General features: G+C 70.6%; 14 protein-coding genes. 8 read left to right on the forward strand and 6 right to left on the reverse strand.

The window, feature by feature from the left end; translation table 11 throughout:
* Window positions 1–45 precede the first annotated feature (45 nt).
* Window positions 46–1,287: a phytase gene (locus ACIBH1_RS11065; protein ID WP_397313513.1), complete on the reverse strand. Its 1,242-nt coding sequence runs from the start codon at window positions 1,285–1,287 to the stop codon at window positions 46–48.
* A gap of 135 nt (window positions 1,288–1,422) precedes the next feature.
* On the opposite strand from ACIBH1_RS11065, the gene ACIBH1_RS11070 reads away from it, so the two are divergent.
* The 5 genes from ACIBH1_RS11070 to ACIBH1_RS11090 all read left to right on the forward strand — a co-directional run bounded on the left by ACIBH1_RS11070 (window position 1,423) and on the right by ACIBH1_RS11090 (window position 5,296).
* Window positions 1,423–2,409: a sugar ABC transporter substrate-binding protein gene (locus tag ACIBH1_RS11070; RefSeq protein ID WP_397313514.1), complete on the forward strand. Its 987-nt coding sequence runs from the start codon at window positions 1,423–1,425 to the stop codon at window positions 2,407–2,409.
* 76 nt (window positions 2,410–2,485) lie between these two features.
* Window positions 2,486–3,478, forward strand: coding sequence for an ABC transporter permease (locus ACIBH1_RS11075; RefSeq protein ID WP_397313929.1), 993 nt, complete (start codon window positions 2,486–2,488; stop codon window positions 3,476–3,478).
* A complete protein-coding gene (locus tag ACIBH1_RS11080) occupies window positions 3,475–4,233 on the forward strand; it encodes an ATP-binding cassette domain-containing protein (protein ID WP_397313515.1) in 759 nt (252 codons plus the stop codon). The genes ACIBH1_RS11075 and ACIBH1_RS11080 overlap by 4 nt, the downstream gene beginning before the upstream one ends.
* 78 nt (window positions 4,234–4,311) lie before the next feature.
* On the forward strand, window positions 4,312–4,932 hold the full coding sequence (locus ACIBH1_RS11085) for an IMPACT family protein (RefSeq protein ID WP_397313516.1): 621 nt from the start codon (window positions 4,312–4,314) through the stop codon (window positions 4,930–4,932).
* Between the two features lie 160 nt (window positions 4,933–5,092).
* A complete protein-coding gene (locus tag ACIBH1_RS11090) occupies window positions 5,093–5,296 on the forward strand; it encodes a cold-shock protein (protein WP_181615073.1) in 204 nt (67 codons plus the stop codon).
* 38 nt (window positions 5,297–5,334) lie between these two features.
* Here ACIBH1_RS11090 and ACIBH1_RS11095 read toward each other — a convergent pair whose 3' ends face one another.
* On the reverse strand, window positions 5,335–6,552 hold the full coding sequence (locus tag ACIBH1_RS11095; protein ID WP_397313517.1) for an isochorismate synthase MenF: 1,218 nt from the start codon (window positions 6,550–6,552) through the stop codon (window positions 5,335–5,337).
* 119 nt (window positions 6,553–6,671) lie between these two features.
* Between ACIBH1_RS11095 and ACIBH1_RS11100 the strand changes: the two genes are divergently transcribed.
* Window positions 6,672–7,478 (forward strand): GDSL-type esterase/lipase family protein, encoded by an 807-nt coding sequence (locus ACIBH1_RS11100; protein WP_397313518.1) that lies wholly within the window; start codon window positions 6,672–6,674, stop codon window positions 7,476–7,478.
* On the opposite strand, the gene ACIBH1_RS11105 is transcribed toward ACIBH1_RS11100, so the two are convergent.
* Together ACIBH1_RS11105 and ACIBH1_RS11110 are read right to left on the reverse strand one after the other, a co-directional pair.
* Window positions 7,456–8,151, reverse strand: coding sequence for an HNH endonuclease family protein (locus ACIBH1_RS11105; RefSeq protein ID WP_397313519.1), 696 nt, complete (start codon window positions 8,149–8,151; stop codon window positions 7,456–7,458). The two genes, ACIBH1_RS11100 and ACIBH1_RS11105, sit on opposite strands and share 23 nt — an antisense overlap.
* The gene (locus ACIBH1_RS11110) at window positions 8,148–9,044 is read right to left on the reverse strand and encodes a TetR/AcrR family transcriptional regulator C-terminal domain-containing protein (protein WP_397313520.1); all 897 of its coding nucleotides are present in this window, start codon (window positions 9,042–9,044) and stop codon (window positions 8,148–8,150) included. Before ACIBH1_RS11110 ends, ACIBH1_RS11105 begins: the two co-directional genes overlap by 4 nt.
* 74 nt (window positions 9,045–9,118) lie before the next feature.
* On the opposite strand from ACIBH1_RS11110, the gene ACIBH1_RS11115 reads away from it, so the two are divergent.
* Together ACIBH1_RS11115 and ACIBH1_RS11120 are read left to right on the forward strand one after the other, a co-directional pair.
* Window positions 9,119–10,237 carry an FAD-dependent monooxygenase gene (locus tag ACIBH1_RS11115; RefSeq protein ID WP_397313521.1) on the forward strand — a complete coding sequence of 373 codons (1,119 nt, stop codon included), beginning with the start codon at window positions 9,119–9,121 and terminating at the stop codon, window positions 10,235–10,237.
* Window positions 10,238–10,247: 10 nt separating this feature from the next.
* Window positions 10,248–11,153 (forward strand): S1C family serine protease, encoded by a 906-nt coding sequence (locus ACIBH1_RS11120; protein WP_397313523.1) that lies wholly within the window; start codon window positions 10,248–10,250, stop codon window positions 11,151–11,153.
* Here the strand turns inward: ACIBH1_RS11120 and ACIBH1_RS11125 are convergent.
* Window positions 11,144–12,439 (reverse strand): glycosyltransferase family 4 protein, encoded by a 1,296-nt coding sequence (locus ACIBH1_RS11125; RefSeq protein ID WP_397313524.1) that lies wholly within the window; start codon window positions 12,437–12,439, stop codon window positions 11,144–11,146. The two genes, ACIBH1_RS11120 and ACIBH1_RS11125, sit on opposite strands and share 10 nt — an antisense overlap.
* A gap of 141 nt (window positions 12,440–12,580) precedes the next feature.
* Window positions 12,581–15,817 (reverse strand): PDZ domain-containing protein, encoded by a 3,237-nt coding sequence (locus ACIBH1_RS11130; protein ID WP_397313525.1) that lies wholly within the window; start codon window positions 15,815–15,817, stop codon window positions 12,581–12,583.
* Between the last annotated feature and the right edge of the window lie 86 nt (window positions 15,818–15,903).

Consider the following 15,903-nt stretch of genomic DNA (forward strand, 5'->3'; position numbering starts at 1 on the left):
GCCCCGGCTCGGAACTCCGAGCCGGGGCCGTCAGTGCGTTGCGTGTCAGTCGAGGTCGAGCGGGTCGCTCACCTCGTCCCAGTCGACGAACTTGAAGTTCGTCGCCTCCCGCTCGCCGTCGCCCGGCGTCTCCACGCCGTCGTGCACGACCAGCAGCCCGTCGGGGTAGCGCGAGCCGAGCGGGGTCGTGACGACCATGGCGCCGTCGCTGGTCTGGGCGCCGTCGATGGAGCCGCCGTGCACCCGGAACTGGGCCAGGTAACGGTTGCCGCTCTCGCGCTCGTAGACGGCGAAGGTGTCGTCGCCCTGGCTGGAGGCCAGCAGGTAGCCGTCACCGTCGTCGCCGTAGGCGATGGTCAGGCCCTCGGCGTCGGCCGACAGGCGCCGTCCGCCGTAGCCGGGGTCGGGGCCGGGGGCGCACTCCTCGGTGCCGGGGTCGTAGGTGCCCGGCCTGCCGTACTCCTTGACCTTGTCCATGAGCACGGGCGGGCCGGTGAGGTCGGCGCGCATGCGCCAGACGCCGACGTCCTCCTGGGCGGCGTAGAGCACGTCGCGGTCGCGGTCGACGACCATGCCCTCGACCTGGGGCAGCTCGCCGGGTTCCAGGCAGGGGGTCCAGGAGGTGCCGTTGGGCAGGGTGAAGGCGGCGGGCAGGTCGAGGGTGCGCACGAGGGTGTAGGAGACGCGCCCGCCGGCGGTGGCGGTCAGCCTGGCCAGGCCGATGCGGGTCTGGTGGCGGCGGCTGACCAGGGCGAAGGTGCCCGTGCGATCCTGCCAGGTGGCCAGGCCGTAGGCCGTCTCGGCCTCGTTGACCTGCTCCTGGGTGCTGTTGAAGACGTACGGCACGGCGGGATCGGTGAGGTCGGTGAGCTGGCCGGTGGCCGGGTCGATGCGGTAGATGCGCAGGTGGTCGCGGCCGCGGTCGGAGACGACGGCCAGGTCGGCGCCGGCGCCGGTCGACAGGCGGAAGCCGTAGACGAGGTCGACGTTGTTGAAGCGGCCGGGCTCGTCGTCGGGGCCCGGCGCGGAGGGGGCGGGGATGTGCTGGCGCTGGGCGCCGGTCAGGTCGTAGACGTACAGGCCGCCTTCCTTGGCGGTGGCGATGACGAGGCTGCGGCCCGGCCGGGTGGGGTGCACCCAGATGGCCGGGTCGTCGCCGTTGGCGTTGCCTCCTGCCTCGTCGTCGAAGAGGGCGGGGGTCTCGGCGTCGGCGGGTGCCTCGGTGATGCCGCTGGTGGGGGATAACCAGGTGGTGATGGCCAGAGCTGCTGCTAACAGGGGGCGCATGGCGACTCCACGGGTTGGATGTGACGTCACGATGTCATGACATATGAGTGAATACAAGGTGAACAAATGAGCTTGTAAGTCCGCATGTCTATACATAGCGTTGACGAGCTCGTTAATCGGCGGTTACATCGGTTCATGAAGCGAACCCCGATCTTTGTGGCGTTAGCCCTGGTTCTTGCCGCGTGCAGCAGCGGGGGACAGGAGCCGGCGGCCCAGCAGCAGACCCAGCAGCAGACAGGGCAGTCAGGGCCGGCCGCGGCGGCGGGCGCGACCTTCGCCGTGATCACCCACGCCTCGGCGGGCGACTCCTTCTGGGACGTGGTCAAGAACGGCGCGGAGGCCGCCGGCAAGGCCTACGGCGACACCGTGACCTACCAGGGCGACGGCGACCCGGGCAAGCAGTCGCAGCTCATCGACCAGGCCGTCTCGCAGAAGGTCGACGGGATCGTGGTCTCCATGGCCAACCCCGACGCGCTCAAGGAGGCCATCGCCAAGGCTGTGGCCGCCAAGATCCCGGTCGTCACCATCAACTCGGGCGCCGACCGCTCCAAGGAGTTCGGCGCGCTGACGCACGTGGGCCAGTCCGAGGACGTGGCCGGCCGGGGCGCGGGCGAGCAGCTGAAGGCCGCGGGCGTGACCAAGCTGCTGTGCGTCATCCACGAGGCCGGCAACGTCGGCCTCGACCAGCGGTGCAAGGGCGCCGAGGAGACGCTGGGCGGCACGGTCGAGCGCCTGCAGGTCGACATCGCGAACCTGGCGGACGTGACCTCGAAGGTGGCGGCCAAGCTGCAGTCCGACAGCGCGGTCACCGGGGTGCTGGCGCTGAACCCGGGCGTGGCGGTGGCGGCGCGCGACGCGATCCGCGACGCCGGCTCGCAGGCCAAGCTGGCCACCTTCGACCTGTCGGCGGACGTGGTGACGGCGATCAAGGACGGGCAGATCCTGTTCGCCGTGGACCAGCAGCAGTACCTGCAGGGCTGGCTGCCGATCACCTTCCTGCACCTGTACAAGGCCAACCTGAACACGGTCGGCGGCGGCCTGCCGGTCAACACCGGTCCCGGCTTCGTCACCAAGGACACCGCCGAGCAGGTGGCCAAGCTGACCGAGGCCGGCACCCGATGACGGGTCCGCAGCCGAGCGGGGCGGGTCCGCGGTGACGGTCGCCGCGAAGGCGGACGAGCGGCTGGCCCAGGCCGGGATGCTGCGCCGGCTGCTCATCCGCCCCGAGCTCGGGGCGGTGGTGGGCGCGCTGGTGGTCTTCGCCTTCTTCGCCACCCAGTCGCCGGTCTTCCGCTCGGTCGACGGGGTGGCCAACTGGCTGGACCCGGCGGCCACGCTGGGCATCATGGCCGTCGCCGTCGCCCTGCTGATGATCGGCGGCGAGTTCGACCTGTCGGCCGGGGTGCTGACCGGCACCAGCGGGCTCGTGCTGGTCACCCTGGCCACCCGCTACGGGCTGAACGTGTGGCTGGCGATGGCGGCCGGGCTCGTCGTGGCCCTGGCGGTCGGGCTGGTCAACGGGCTGGTGGTGACGCGCACCAAGCTGCCGAGCTTCATCGTCACGCTGGGCACCTTCCTGATGCTGCAGGGCGTCAACCTGGGCGTCACCAAGGCGCTCACCGGCACCGTGCAGGTCAGCGGCCTGGCCAAAGCCGACGGCTACGAGGTGGCGCGGGCGCTCTTCGGCGGCACGATCGTGATCGGCGGCACGCCGTTCCGGGTGGCGATCCTGTGGTGGATCGGCCTGACGCTGCTGGCGACGTGGGTGCTGATGCGCACCCGCGCGGGCAACTGGATCTTCGCCGTGGGCGGCAACGACCAGGCGGCGCGCGCGGTCGGGGTGCCCGCGGCCCGGGTGAAGATCGGCCTGTTCATGACGACGGCGGTGGCGGCCTGGCTGGTGGGCTCGATGATGGCGCTGCGCTACACCAGCGTGCAGGCCAACATCGGCATCGGGCAGGAGTTCATCTACATCATCGCGGCGGTGATCGGCGGCTGCCTGCTCACGGGCGGGTACGGCTCGGCGATCGGCGCCTCGATCGGTGCGGTGATCTTCGGGATGGCCGACAAGGGCATCGTCTTCCTCGGCTGGGACGCCGACTGGTTCAAGTTCTTCCTCGGCGCGATGCTGCTGCTGGCCACGCTGGCCAACCGGCTGGTGCGCCGCTACGCCGAGCAGGTGAGGCATTGATCCTGGAGACGCGGGAGATCGGTAAGTCGTTCGGCTCGGTGCTGGCGCTGCGCGGGGTGTCGATGCGGGTGGAGCCCGGCAGCGTCACGTGCGTGCTGGGCGACAACGGGGCGGGCAAGTCGACCCTCATCAAGATCCTGTCGGGGGTGCACAGGCACGACAGCGGGGAGTATCTCCTCGACGGGGCGCCGACCGTGCTCGACAGCCCTCGCCAGGCCCTCGACCTGGGCATCGCCACGGTCTTCCAGGACCTGGCGATGATCCCGCTCATGTCGGTGTGGCGCAACTTCTTCCTGGGTTCGGAGCCGCGCAAGTCGCTGGGCCGGTTCGACGTGGCGGCGGCCAAGCGCATCGCGCGCGAGGAACTGCGGGCGATGGGCATCGACATCCGCGACGTTGACCAGCCGGTGGGCACGCTGTCGGGCGGCGAGCGGCAGTCGGTGGCGATCGCGCGGGCGGTGTACCTGGGCGCCAGGATCCTCATCCTGGACGAGCCGACCTCGGCGCTGGGGGTCAAGCAGGCGGGGGTGGTGCTGCGCTACATCGTGCGGGCCAGGCAGCGGGGGCTGGGGGTGGTGTTCATCACGCACAACCCGCACCACGCCTATCCGGTGGGGGACCGGTTCCTGCTGCTGAACCGGGGGGTGAGCCTGGGGGAGTACGCCAAGGAGGAGATCGCGCTGCAGGAGCTGACCACGCTGATGGCGGGAGGGGCGGAGCTGGAGCAGCTCGAGCACGAACTCCGCGGTCAGTGATCTACTTTGTAAAGGCAGCGGGTTTTTCAAGAATCACCGAGAAACAACCCCCACAAACCCGCTCCCTAGGATGAGAGCGTGGCCAAGCCGTATCTGACCTTGACATCCGTGTTCGAGCACGAGACGGAGGTGCGGCGTTCGCGGTTCGTGTGCGCCGTGGCTCCGGCCGGCAGCGTGGAGGAGGCGGCGGCGTTCATCGCCGGGCGCCGTGCGCTGCACGCGGGTGCGACGCACAACTGCAGCGCCTACGTGATCGGTGAGTGGGTGCAGAAGGGCGACGACGACGGGGAGCCCGGCGGCACGGCCGGTACGCCGATGGTGCAGGCGTTGGTGGGGCGGGGTTTCGCCGATGTGGTGGCGGTGGTGACGCGGTACTTCGGTGGGGTGTTGCTGGGTGCGGGTGGGTTGGTGCGGGCTTATGGCGGGGCGGTGACGGAGGCGTTGGATCGGGTGGAGCCGGTGCGGATGGTGCCGGCTCGGGTGATTCGCGTGTCGGTGGCGCACGATCAGGCGGGTCGGGTGGAGAGTGATCTTCGGGGGTCGCGTTTCTCGGTGCGTGAGGTCGTCTATGGGGCTGACGTGCGGTTCGTGGTCGCGGTGGGGGTCGACGAGGTGGAGGGTTTCACTGATTGGGTGGCCGGGCTGACGGCGGGACGCGCAAAGGTGTGGGTGGAGGGGGACATCCACGTGCTATCGTGAACGCGATGCTTTGTTGTACCCATGAAACGTGCGAGCGCCTGGTGGACGAAGTCCCCTTGGGCGCTTTTTGTTTGCCGGTTCTGTCCGGATGTGGGGCACATAGCTCAATCGGGGGCGCGCACGGTGCACGCTTCCAAGTGCCCTATCAAAGGAGATAGACATGGCTACCGGAACTGTGAAGTGGTTCAACTCGGAAAAGGGCTTCGGCTTCATCGCCCAGGACGGCGGTGGCGCTGACGTCTTCGCTCACTACTCCAACATCGCCAGCTCGGGTTACCGCGAGCTGCACGAGGGTCAGCGCGTCTCGTTCGAGGTCACGCAGGGTCAGAAGGGCCCGCAGGCCGAGAACATCGTGCCTGAGTAAATAGTTGGGAAAAAGGGGGCCTTCGGGCCCCCTTTTTTTCATCCCTCCAGGGCGTACTGCATGACGCGGAACTTGGTCTGGGCTTCGGCGAGCTCGGCGGCGGGGTCGGAGTCGCCCATGATGCCGCAGCCGGCGAACAGGCGGGCGCGGCGGCCGTTGATGTGGCCGGAGCGCAGGGCGATGCCCCATTCGCCGTCGCCGGCGGAGTCGATCCAGCCGACGGGTCCTGCGTAGCCGGCGCGGTCCATGCCTTCGATGTCGCGGATGAGCTGGACGGCCTTGTCGGTGGGGGTGCCGCCGACGGCTGCGGTGGGGTGCATGGCGGCGACGACGTCGAGGACGGAGGCGCCGTCGGCCAGGCGGCCGGTGACGTGGCTGGCCAGGTGCTGCAGGTTGGGCAGGACGAGCAGTTCGGGTTCGTCGGGGGTGTGCAGGACCGAGCAGAGCGGCGCGAGGGTCTGGCGGACCGAGGCGATGGCGTATTCGTGCTCGTGGCGGTCCTTGGCGGAGGCGAGCAGGGCTTGGCCGCGGCGGTGGTCGTCGTCGGGGTCGGTTCCGCGGGCGGTGGTGCCGGCCAGGACGAGCGATTCGATTTCGGCGCCGGTGCGGCGGATGAGGAGTTCGGGGGTGGCGCCGATGAGTCCCGCGACGGAGAAGGTGTAGCAGTCGGGGTAGCGGTTGGCCAGGCGGCTGAGCAGGAGGCGGGCGTCGATGGGGTGCTCGGCGGTGGCGACGAGGTCGCGGGCGAGGACGACCTTGTCGAGGTCGCCGTTGCGGATGCGGGCCGAGGCCTGGGCGACGATGTGCTGCCAGGCGGGTGCGGTGAGGCTGCCGTCTCCGTAGCTGATGCGGCCGGGGGCGGTGACGGGGCTGGCGTGGTTGAGTGCGGGGTCGCCGATGGTGGTGAGCCAGGTCTGGCCGTCGCGGCGGGTGAGGGTGGCCTGGGGGATGACCAGGACGGAGCCGGGGCTCTCGGGGTCGAAGGTGAAGCTGCCGAAGGCGGCGGGCCGGGGCGCGCCTGGTTCGGTCGACAGGTCGGCGAAGGCGTCCTTGAGCCACTGGCGGGCCCAGGTGAAGCGGCCGGGTCCGGTGGGCACGTTCACGCGGGCGGCCTCTCCCCACCCGACCAGGCCTTGGCCGTGCCGTACCCAGGCGTATGGTGCCGGGGTGGGCAGTGCCTTGAGCAGGTCACCGGGGTCGCGGACCGTGGTGGTGCGAACCGGCAATGGGTGGGTTGTTCCCAGTGCGACACTCACTCAAGACACTCTATGCGGAATCTGAACACGTTCGACTTCCGGCCCCCGGTCTGTCAAGAAGCGATGCGAAGTGGGTTCGGCTCGTATCCGGGGGCGGGGGTGGTCTCTACCGTCGGATCATGTTCGCTCATCTGGCGGTAGCCGCCGTTGTCGTGTCGTCGTCCCTGCAGCCGCTTCCGTCGGCTCCGTCGGTGATGGCGGCGCTGGGGGATTCGATTTCCGCGGGCTTCAACGCGTGCGGGTGGTATGTGGCGTGTACGTCGCGGTCATGGGCGGCGGGTGACGATCGTGAGGTGAACAGTCACTTCGTACGGCTGGGCATGCGGGAGGGCAATCTCAACTTCGCGGTGCCGGGGGCGACGTCGGCGGATCTGGGCGGTCAGGTGCGTCAGGCGGTGGACGCGGGCGCGGGGTATGTGACGGTGCTGATCGGGGCTCAGGACGCGTGCGTGTCGAATGAGCGGAAGATGACGCCGGTGGCGGTGTACCGGGATCGGGTGGCGCGGGCGTTGTGGGCGTTGAAGGGCGGGGCGCCGGGGGTGCGGGTGTTCGTGGCGAGCATTCCGGATGTGCGGCGCTTGTGGCAGGCGGGCAAGGACAACGTGATCGCGCGGACGTTCTGGGCGGTGGGGCGGATCTGTCAGGCGATGCTGGCCGAGCCGACGTCGACGGCGCGGGCGGATGTGGAGCGGCGGGCTCGGGTGCGGGCGCGGGTGGTGGCCTACAACGAGGTGCTGGCGGATCTGTGCGCGCGGTTCGGGCCGAACTGCCGGTTCGACGGGGGTGCGGTGTTCGCGTATCCGTATTCGCTCAAGCACATCAGCAAGTGGGATTTCTTCCATCCGAACGCGGTGGGGCAGAAGGCTCTGGCGGAGGTGACGTACAAGAAGGGGTTCGACTGGCTCAACGGCATTGGCGAAGCATGACGCTCTTGTCGCCGGGGGTGACGGGGAGCTTGTACTTGAGGGCGACCTGGGCGAAGCGCACGGCGTAGGCGCAGCGGATGGCGCGGCGTGGTGGGAGCCAGGCGGCGGGTCCTGAGCCGTCCTTGGCCTCGTTGGCGGTGCCGAGGACGGGCAGGAGGTTGAGGGGGTCCTGGGCGAAGTCGAGGCGTTTGCTCATGCGCCAGCCGCGGGCTCCCATGTACCAGGCGTAGGACAAGGGGACGACGTGGTCGACCTGGATGTCGGCGGGGCGGGTGACGGTCTGGCCGGTGTAGGGGTCGTCGAGGCGGATGGCGGTGACGGTGCATCCGTCGCGGGTGACGTCGTGGCCGTCGCGGGCCAGGAGGTCGTCGCGGGTGCGGCAGCCGTTGCGGGCGTAGGGCACGCCGGGGGCGGTGTCGGTCCAGTTGTCGCCGTAGCGCAGGCGGTCGTAGCCGCGTCTGGCGCCCATGGGGCGGGTGCGGAGGGTGGCGATGAGGTCGGCGGCCTGGCGGCGTTCGGTGGCGGTGGTGAGGGGGGCCAGGCCTGAGCGGACGCCGTCGCCGTTGTGCAGGGGGCTGGCGGCGGCGGCTTGGGGGGTGGAGTGGGACTGTCCGAGCAGTGAGGCGATGATGACGGCGCCGGCCAGAACGGCGACCGTGTCGCGGGTGCTCAATCGCGCCTCCTTCCTCCAGCAGTGTCGATGAGGTGGGCGATTCCGTCCAGCAGGCGGTTGAGGCCGTGGTCGAAGAGGCTGTCGAGGTCGTAGTCGAGGGCTGGGTCGGCGATGAGGGCGGTGAGGTTGGGGTGGTCGCCGTCGTCGAGGATGGCGTTGAGCTCGGGTTCCTGGCCGGCGAGCCATTGTTCGTCGTCGAGGCCGCTGTCCTGGGTGAATGCGGCTTCGGTTTCGAGGTTGACGGCGACCCCGCGGACGTAGGTGGCCAGGGCGAGGGCGGCGTGGAAGGTGTCGTTGGGCGGCAGGCCGAGGTGGTTGAGGGCGCGCAGGGCCCATTCGGTGTGGGCCATGCCGGAGCGGGCGAACATGGGGCGGGTGAAGGAGATGACCTGGGCGAGCCAGGGGTGGCGGCGGTAGGTGGCCCATTGGAGGCGGGCGAGGGTGTCGAGCTGGGCTCGCCAGCCGGGTGGCGGGGGGTCGGGCAGGGGGATCTCGCCGAGGGCTGCGTCGGTCATGTGGAGCAGGAGGGTGTCCTTGTCGCGGATGTGGCGGTAGAGCGACATGGTGGGCAGGCCGAGTTCGGTGGCCAGGCGGCGCATGGTGAGGGCGGCCAGGCCTTCGGTGTCGGCGATGTGCAGGGCGGTGGCGAGCAGCTGGTGCTTTTCGGCTGCGGGGCGTGGGGTGTGGTGGGGGTCGCTGACGACGGTGCCGACGCCGGGCAGGGCGTGGACGAGGCCCTGGTTCTGGAGGGTGGTGAGGACTTTGGTGGCGGTGGCCATGGCGACGCCGTAGTCCTTGGCGATCTGGCGGGTGGAGGGGATGCGGTCGCCTGGGTGGAGGCGGGCGATGTCGCGGGTGAGGTCGGCGACGATGCGCAGGTAGGGCGCGGTCACACTAGTGCACTCTAGCGGTGCACTAGTGCGCTTGGCCATTTACCGCGCTGAATAAGCGTTTGTACGTTGTACGCATGGATGTTGTGATCTCAGGGGCCGGGATAGCCGGTCCGGCGCTGGCGTGGTGGCTGGTGCGTAGCGGGCATCGGGTGTGCGTGGTGGAGCGGGCGGCGTCGCTGCGTTCGGGTGGTCAGGCGGTGGATTTCCGCGGCCGGGTCCAGCTGGGGGTGCTGGAGCGGATGGGGCTGCTGGAGGCGGTGCGCGAGCGTCAGACGCGCATGGGCGCGATCGCGATCGTCGACGAGCGGGGTCGGCGGGTGTCGTCGGTGCCGGCGCAGCTGTTCGCGGGGGATGTGGAGATCCTGCGCGGCGATCTGGTGCGGGTGTTGTACGAGGCGACGCGTGACGACGTCGACTACGTCTTCGGCGACACCGTCGCGGAGTTCGGCGGGGGGCGGGTGCGGCTGGCGTCGGGGGGTGAGCGGCCGGCGGATCTGGTGGTGGGCGCCGACGGGCTGCGTTCGGGGGTGCGGAGGCTGGCGTTCGGGCCGGTGGAGCCGGTGCATCTGGGGATGTACGGCGCGCTGTTCACGGTGGCGGGTTCGGGTGAGCCGGGGACGGCCACGATGTTCAACGCGCCGGGGGTGGGGGCTGGGGTCTTCCATTACGAGGGGCGCAGCGTGGGCAGCCTGGACTTCGCCTCGCCGGTGGTGGCCGATCCGCGTGCGGCGCTGGCCGGGCGGCTGGTGGGGGCGGGCTGGCGGGTGCCCGAGCTGCTGGCGCAGGCGCTGGAGGCGGGCGATCTGTATCTGGACGCGGCGGCGCAGTTGCGGCTGGAGCGGTGGTCGGCCGGGCCGGTGGTGCTGGTGGGGGATGCGGCCTGGAGTCCCGGTCCTGGCGGGATGGGGACGGGGCTGGGCGTGGTGGGCGCCTATGTGCTGGCGGGGGAGCTGGCGCGGGGGGCGGAGGGGTTCGCGGGGCGGTATGAGGCGGCGTTGCGGCCGTATGTGGAGGTGTGCCAGAAGCAGGCGCTGGGGTCGGAGGCGTTCCTGGTGCCGGGGACGCGGCGCGGGATCTGGGCGCGCAATCAGATGTTCCGCATGTTGCCGTACGTGCCGTGGCGGGGGGTGGTGCGGTGGATGGCGACGAAGGCGGCGGAAAAGGTCTCGCTCGCCGACTACGCATCGGAGTAATCATGTAAGCATGGACGAGTATTCGCGGGTGGTGTCGTCGGTGGCGGCCGAGCTGATGCCGAAGGTCGCCTCGGTGCGGGCCGGGCGGGGCAGCGGGTCGGCGGTGGTGTTCACCGCCGACGGGTTCCTGCTGACCAACGCGCACGTCGTGGGGTCCGCGCGGTCGGGCACGGTGGCCTTCGCCGACGGCAGCTCGGGCGACTTCCGGGTGGTGGGGCGCGATCCGCTGTCGGATCTGGCGGTGATCAGGGCGCAGGTGCCGGCGCCGGAGCCGGTGGTGCTGGGTGACAGCGACGATCTGGTGGTGGGTCAGCTCGTGGTGGCGGTGGGCCATCCGCTGGGGCTGGCCGGGTCGGTGACGGCCGGGGTGGTCTCGGGGCTGGGGCGTTCGCTGCCGGCGCGGGCCGGCTCCGCCGTACGGCTGATCGAGGACGTGATCCAGACCGACGCGGCCCTCAACCCGGGTAATTCGGGTGGTGCGCTGGCCGACGCGCGGGCGCGCGTCGTCGGGATCAACACGGCGGTGGCGGGCGTGGGGGTGGGGCTGGCGGTGCCGATCAACTCCACCACGCGGGCCATCGTGGCGGCGCTGATGCGTGACGGCAGGGTACGGCGGGCGTTCCTGGGTCTGGTGACCTCGCCGGCGCCGCTGCCGGAGGGGCTGCGGCGGCGCACCGGCCAGGACAGCGCGCTGCGGGTGGTGGAGGTGGTGTCCGGTTCGCCCGCCGACCGGGCAGGCCTGCGGGCGGGCGATCTGGTGTTGTCGGCGGGGCGGGTGGCGGTGGGCGACGCGCAGAGCCTGCAGCGGCTGATGTTCGCCGAGGCGATCGGGCGGCCGTTGCCGGTCACGGTGTTCCGCAACGGCGCGCTGGTGGATGTGATCGCCGAGCCGGTGGAGCTGACGGTTCAGGCCTGAGCTTGCGAGGTCTCGGCGGGTTTGACCGGCCGGACGTAGGTGCCGTTGCGGCGGGCCAGGAGTTCCTCGAACAAAGCCTCCCACTGGGCGCCGACGGCCGCGACGTCGTAGGTCTTGGCCGTGTCGAGGGCTCCGGCGGCCAGGTCGGCGCGCAGCTGCTCGTCTTCGATGACGCGGTTGAGCGCGGCGGCGAGGTTGTCCTCGGTGCGCGGTTTGACCAGCAGCCCGTCGAACTCGTCGGTGATCATTTCCTTGGGCCCGTGGGGGCTGGCGAAGCTGACGACGGCCAGGCCCTTGGCCATGGCTTCGAGGATCGTCATGGGGAAGCCCTCGTGGCGGGAGGACAGCACGAAGACGGAGGCCTGCTCCAGTGCGGCGTAGACGTCGGGGGTGGGGCCCATCATCTCGACCTTGCCGGTCAGGCCCAGCTCCTCGATCTGGGCGCGCAGGTTCTCCTCCTGCGGGCCGGCGCCGTAGATGCGCAGCTTCCAGCCGGGGTGGACGGCGGCGACCTGGCGCCAGCAGCTGATGAGGCGGTGGAAGCCCTTGAGCCGGGTCAGGCGGCCGACGGTGACGACGATCTTGCTGTCGAGCTTGGCCAGGCTGCCGGTCATGGGCGGCACGGCGTTGGGGATGCGGGTGAGCTTCTTGGGCTTCTTGGTCAGGGCTTCGCGATAGTCGCGCAGGTCGGCCTTGGTGAGGGTGACCAGGGCGTCGAAGCGGCGGTAGCGCCACTTGATGAGCTCCTGCATGGGTTCGGCCTGGGTGCGGAAGGCGACGTGCTCCTGGCCGATGGTGATGACGCTGGGCGGGGTGAGCTGGGCCATGGCGAGGTTGAGTCCCGGCCGGGTGGCGATCAGCACGCCGGTCTGCAGGGAGCGCAGGTAGCGGGCCAGCTGGATGTCGGTCCAGACGTTGAAGCGGTGGAAGGCCGTCTCCTCCTCGGGGATCAGGCGGCTGGGCAGCTTGGACAGCTGGCCGCGCAGGCCCGTGCGCTCGGTGAGGCGGTCGTCGAGGAAGCGGAACTTCACGCGCGGGTCGATGGGGAAGAACGGCTCCTCGGCCTCCTTGAGGATGGAGACGATCTCCACGTCGTGGCCGACGGAGGCCAGATGGCTGGCCTGGTTGAAGACGGTGCGGATGGTGCCGCCCATGCCGTGGGCGTGCAGCAGCAGGAAGCGCACCTGCTGGATGGAGGGGGGTGGTGCGTTGCGCGCCCGTCTGCGGTTGATGCCGTTGTAGAGCCGTCTGACCGCTGCTTTGCCCTTGCGTGCCACTCCGCGCACCGGTGGAGTCCCCCTCTGTCTGGACACTATGTGGAGCCGGAGGGTGTGCTCCGGCTGTGCTCCCGTGTCGGCGGGTCGGTGGCCGGTCGTTCCCCGTGGCCAGCTTCCCCGCCTGTGCCCCTTTAGACGCGGAAATGTCGGTCAAGGTTGCATGCGTGGGCGAGGTGAACGGCCGGGAGTGTGCGGCGGGCGGCGTTCCAGGCGTTCGAGCGCGACGCGGATGGCGGTCTCGAGCTGGGTGTCGACGCCCTTGGCGTAGTCCTGGGGGGTGATGTCGACTTCGATGTCGGGGTCGGTGCCGTGGTTCTCTACCTGCCAGCCGCCCTGGCCGGAGGTTCCGCCGAAGGTCGCGTCGGAGGAAGCATCGGAGGTCTCGTCGGAGGTTGCGCCGAAGGTCTCGTCGATGGTCTCGTCGATGGTTTCGTCGAAGGTGAAGGAGAACTCCGGCTGGGTGGTGAGGGTGCCGTCGGCCAGGGTGTGGCGGGGCCAGATGCCGACGACGCCGCCCCAGGTGCGCTTGCCGACCAGGGGTCCCAGGCCGAGGAGTTTGAAGGTGTGGGCGAAGATGTCGCCGTCGCTGCCGGCGTACTCGTTGGCGATGGCGACCATGACGCCGCGCGGTGATTGCGGCGGGTAGGGCTCGGGGTCGCCCCAGCGCGGGTAGTCGTAGCCGATGCGCCGGCGGGAGAGTTTCTCGATGAGCAGGGCCGAGACGTTGCCTCCGGAGTTGAAGCGCACGTCGACGATCAGGGCCTGGCGGTCGTATTCGGCGAGGAAGCCGCGGTGGAACTCGGCGAAGCCGTCGGTGCCCATGTCGGGCACGTGCAGGTAGCCGACGCGGCCGCCGGACAGCTGGTGGCAGCGCAGGCGGTTGAGGTTGACCCAGTCGCGGTAGCGTCCGGGGCGTTCGTCGGCGATGGCGTTGACGCAGACGTGGAAGATCTGCTCGCCGCGCTGGACGGTGAGTTCGACCTCCTGCCCGGCCTGGTTGACCAGGCGCTGGTTGGGGGTGATGCCGTCGCCGCCCGGCTGGGCGCCGATGGGGGCGCCGTTGATGGCCAGGACGGCGTCGCCGGGCCGTACGCTCACGCCGAGCCGGTTGAGGGGCGAGGTGGCTTCGGGGTCCCACGGGTCGCCGTGGACGAGGGCGCCGATGTGGTAGCGGCCGTCGCGGTAGTCCCAGTCGACGCCGAGTTTGCCCTGGACGTAGTCGGGTCCCGGCCGGTATTCGCCGCCGCTTTCGTAGGCGTGGCTGGTGCCGAGTTCGCCCTGCAGTTCCCACAGCAGGTCGGAGAACTCGCTGCGGGTGGTGACGTGGTCCAGCAGGGGGCGGTAGCGGTCGTGGACGGCCTCCCAGTCGAGGCCGGACATGTCGTGGCTCCAGAAGTGCTCGCGTTGCAGGCGCCAGGCTTCGCGGAACATCTGGCGCCATTCGGCTTCCGGGCAGACCGAGACCTTGACGCGGTCGAGGTCGAGCCAGCCGCTCTGGCGTCCGGCGGGGTCGTCGTCGTGTTCGGGCACCTCGCCGGCCTTGACGACGCGCAGCCGGTCGCCGGTGCGGTAGAGGAGGGTCTTGCGGTCGCGGCCGAGTTCGAAGTCGGTGACGTCGTCGGCGAGGGTCTCGGTGGTGTCCTTGTCGATGTCGTACAGCTGGAGGGTGGATTCGTCCTGGTTGAGGGCGCTGGATTGGAGGATGACCTTGCCGCGCAGGGCGGCGATGCGGTCGTAGCGGGCTTCTGGCAGGGGGAAGGCGGTGACGCGGCGGGTGAGGCCTTCGACGTCGATGGCCAGGTCGCCGGGTTCGGCCGGTTCTGTGTCGTCGTCGTCCTTGTGGTCGAGGGGGCGCGGCTGGGGCACGAACGGGTCGGGCGCGTCGGCCTGCAGGGAGATCGCGTACGGCTTGGCTCCGAGGGGGAAGCCGAGGTCGAACTGGAGCGCGTCGTGGACGGGGCTGAAGCAGCGGCTGCCGATGAAGTACAGGTAGCGGCCCTGGGGGTCGAAGGCGGGGGCGGCGTCGCGCAGGACCGGTTCGGTGGCGTGCAGGGTCTGGCCGGTGGCGGGGCGGTGCAGCTTGATGACGGTGGTCTGGGCGGTGGTGGCGGCGGCGTAGGCCAGCCAGGTGCCGTCGTGCGACCAGGCCAGGTCGGCGGGGCAGGCGTGCGGGTTGGCCTCGACGAGGGTGGTGGTGGCGCCGGCCAGGTCGACCAGGTGGAGTTCGTTGCGGTGGTTGGTGACGGCCAGGCGGTCGTGGACGGGGTCGGGGGCCAGTTCCACGATGCGGCCCAGGGTGGCCAGCGTGGTCTGCTGGCCGTCTGCGGTCTGCTGGCCGTCGAGGAGGACGAGGTGTTCGTCGCCGTGCTCTCCGCTGGCGGCGGCGACCAGGCGGCGGCCGTCGTTGAGGAAGGTGAGCAGGCGGTAGCGCACGCCGTCGTTGTCGCCGTGCTGGCGGACGGGTCCCTCCCAGTTGGCCAGGGTGTAGGCCTTGCCGCGGGCGGTGAGGGCGACGGCGGTGCCGTCGGGGGCCAGGGTGGCGCTGTCGAGGTAGTCGGCGGCCTCGACGAAGCGGCGGTTGCGCTGGGTGCGTGAGCTGGCCAGCCGTACCTGCAGGTGTTGCGGTCCGCTCTCGCAGTCGAGCAGGTACAGCTCGCCGCCGGCGTGGTAGACCAGGCGCCGCCCGTCGCTGGAGAGGTTGCGGGCGTAGAAGTCGGTGTGGTGGGTGTGCCGGCGCAGGTCGCCGCCGTCGGGGGTGCAGGAGTAGACGTTGCCGACGCCTTCGTGGTCGGACAGGAAGCAGACGCGCTCGCCGGCCCAGCAGGGGGCGGCCAGGTTGCCGGGCAGGGAGATGAGGCGACGGAAGGTGCCTTCGCCGCGGGTGTCGATCCACAGGTCGCCGACGGTGCCGCCGCGGTAGCGCTTCCAGCGGGCGGGGTCGGCGGTGTTGCGGCCGAGCACGATCATGTCGTGGGGGCCGTGCGCGATGGAGTTGGCCGGGCCGTACGGCAGGCGTTCCGGGTGGCCGCCGGGCACGACGCGGTGCAGCCATTTGCGGCCTTCGAAGGGCTGGCACTGGTCGCTGGCGTACAGGACGGCGCCGGCGGGGTCCCAGCCGGTGACGGTGCAGCGGGCGCCGTGGAAGGTGACGCGGCGGGCGGCTCCGCCCTCGGCGGGCATGACGTAGACCTCTTCCGGGCCTTCTTCGCGGCCGACGAAGGCGATCTGGTCGCCGCGGGGGGAGAAGCGCGGGTAGGCGGCTTCGGCCACGCCGGCGGTCAGGCGGAAGGCGCGGCCCCCGGTGGCGGAGACCATCCAGAGGTCGTCCTCGGCGGTGAAGACGACCACGTCGCCGAGGATGGCGGGAAAGCGCAGGTAGGCGGGCATGAAGGTTCCGTTTCGACGGGCCGGCAGCCGGGGTTGTACCCCGGCTGCCGGCTCGATCCGCCTGCGTCAGGCCTCGGGTTCCTTGC

This window comes from Nonomuraea sp. NPDC050663, from assembly GCF_044456985.1.
Lineage (GTDB): Bacteria > Actinomycetota > Actinomycetes > Streptosporangiales > Streptosporangiaceae > Nonomuraea.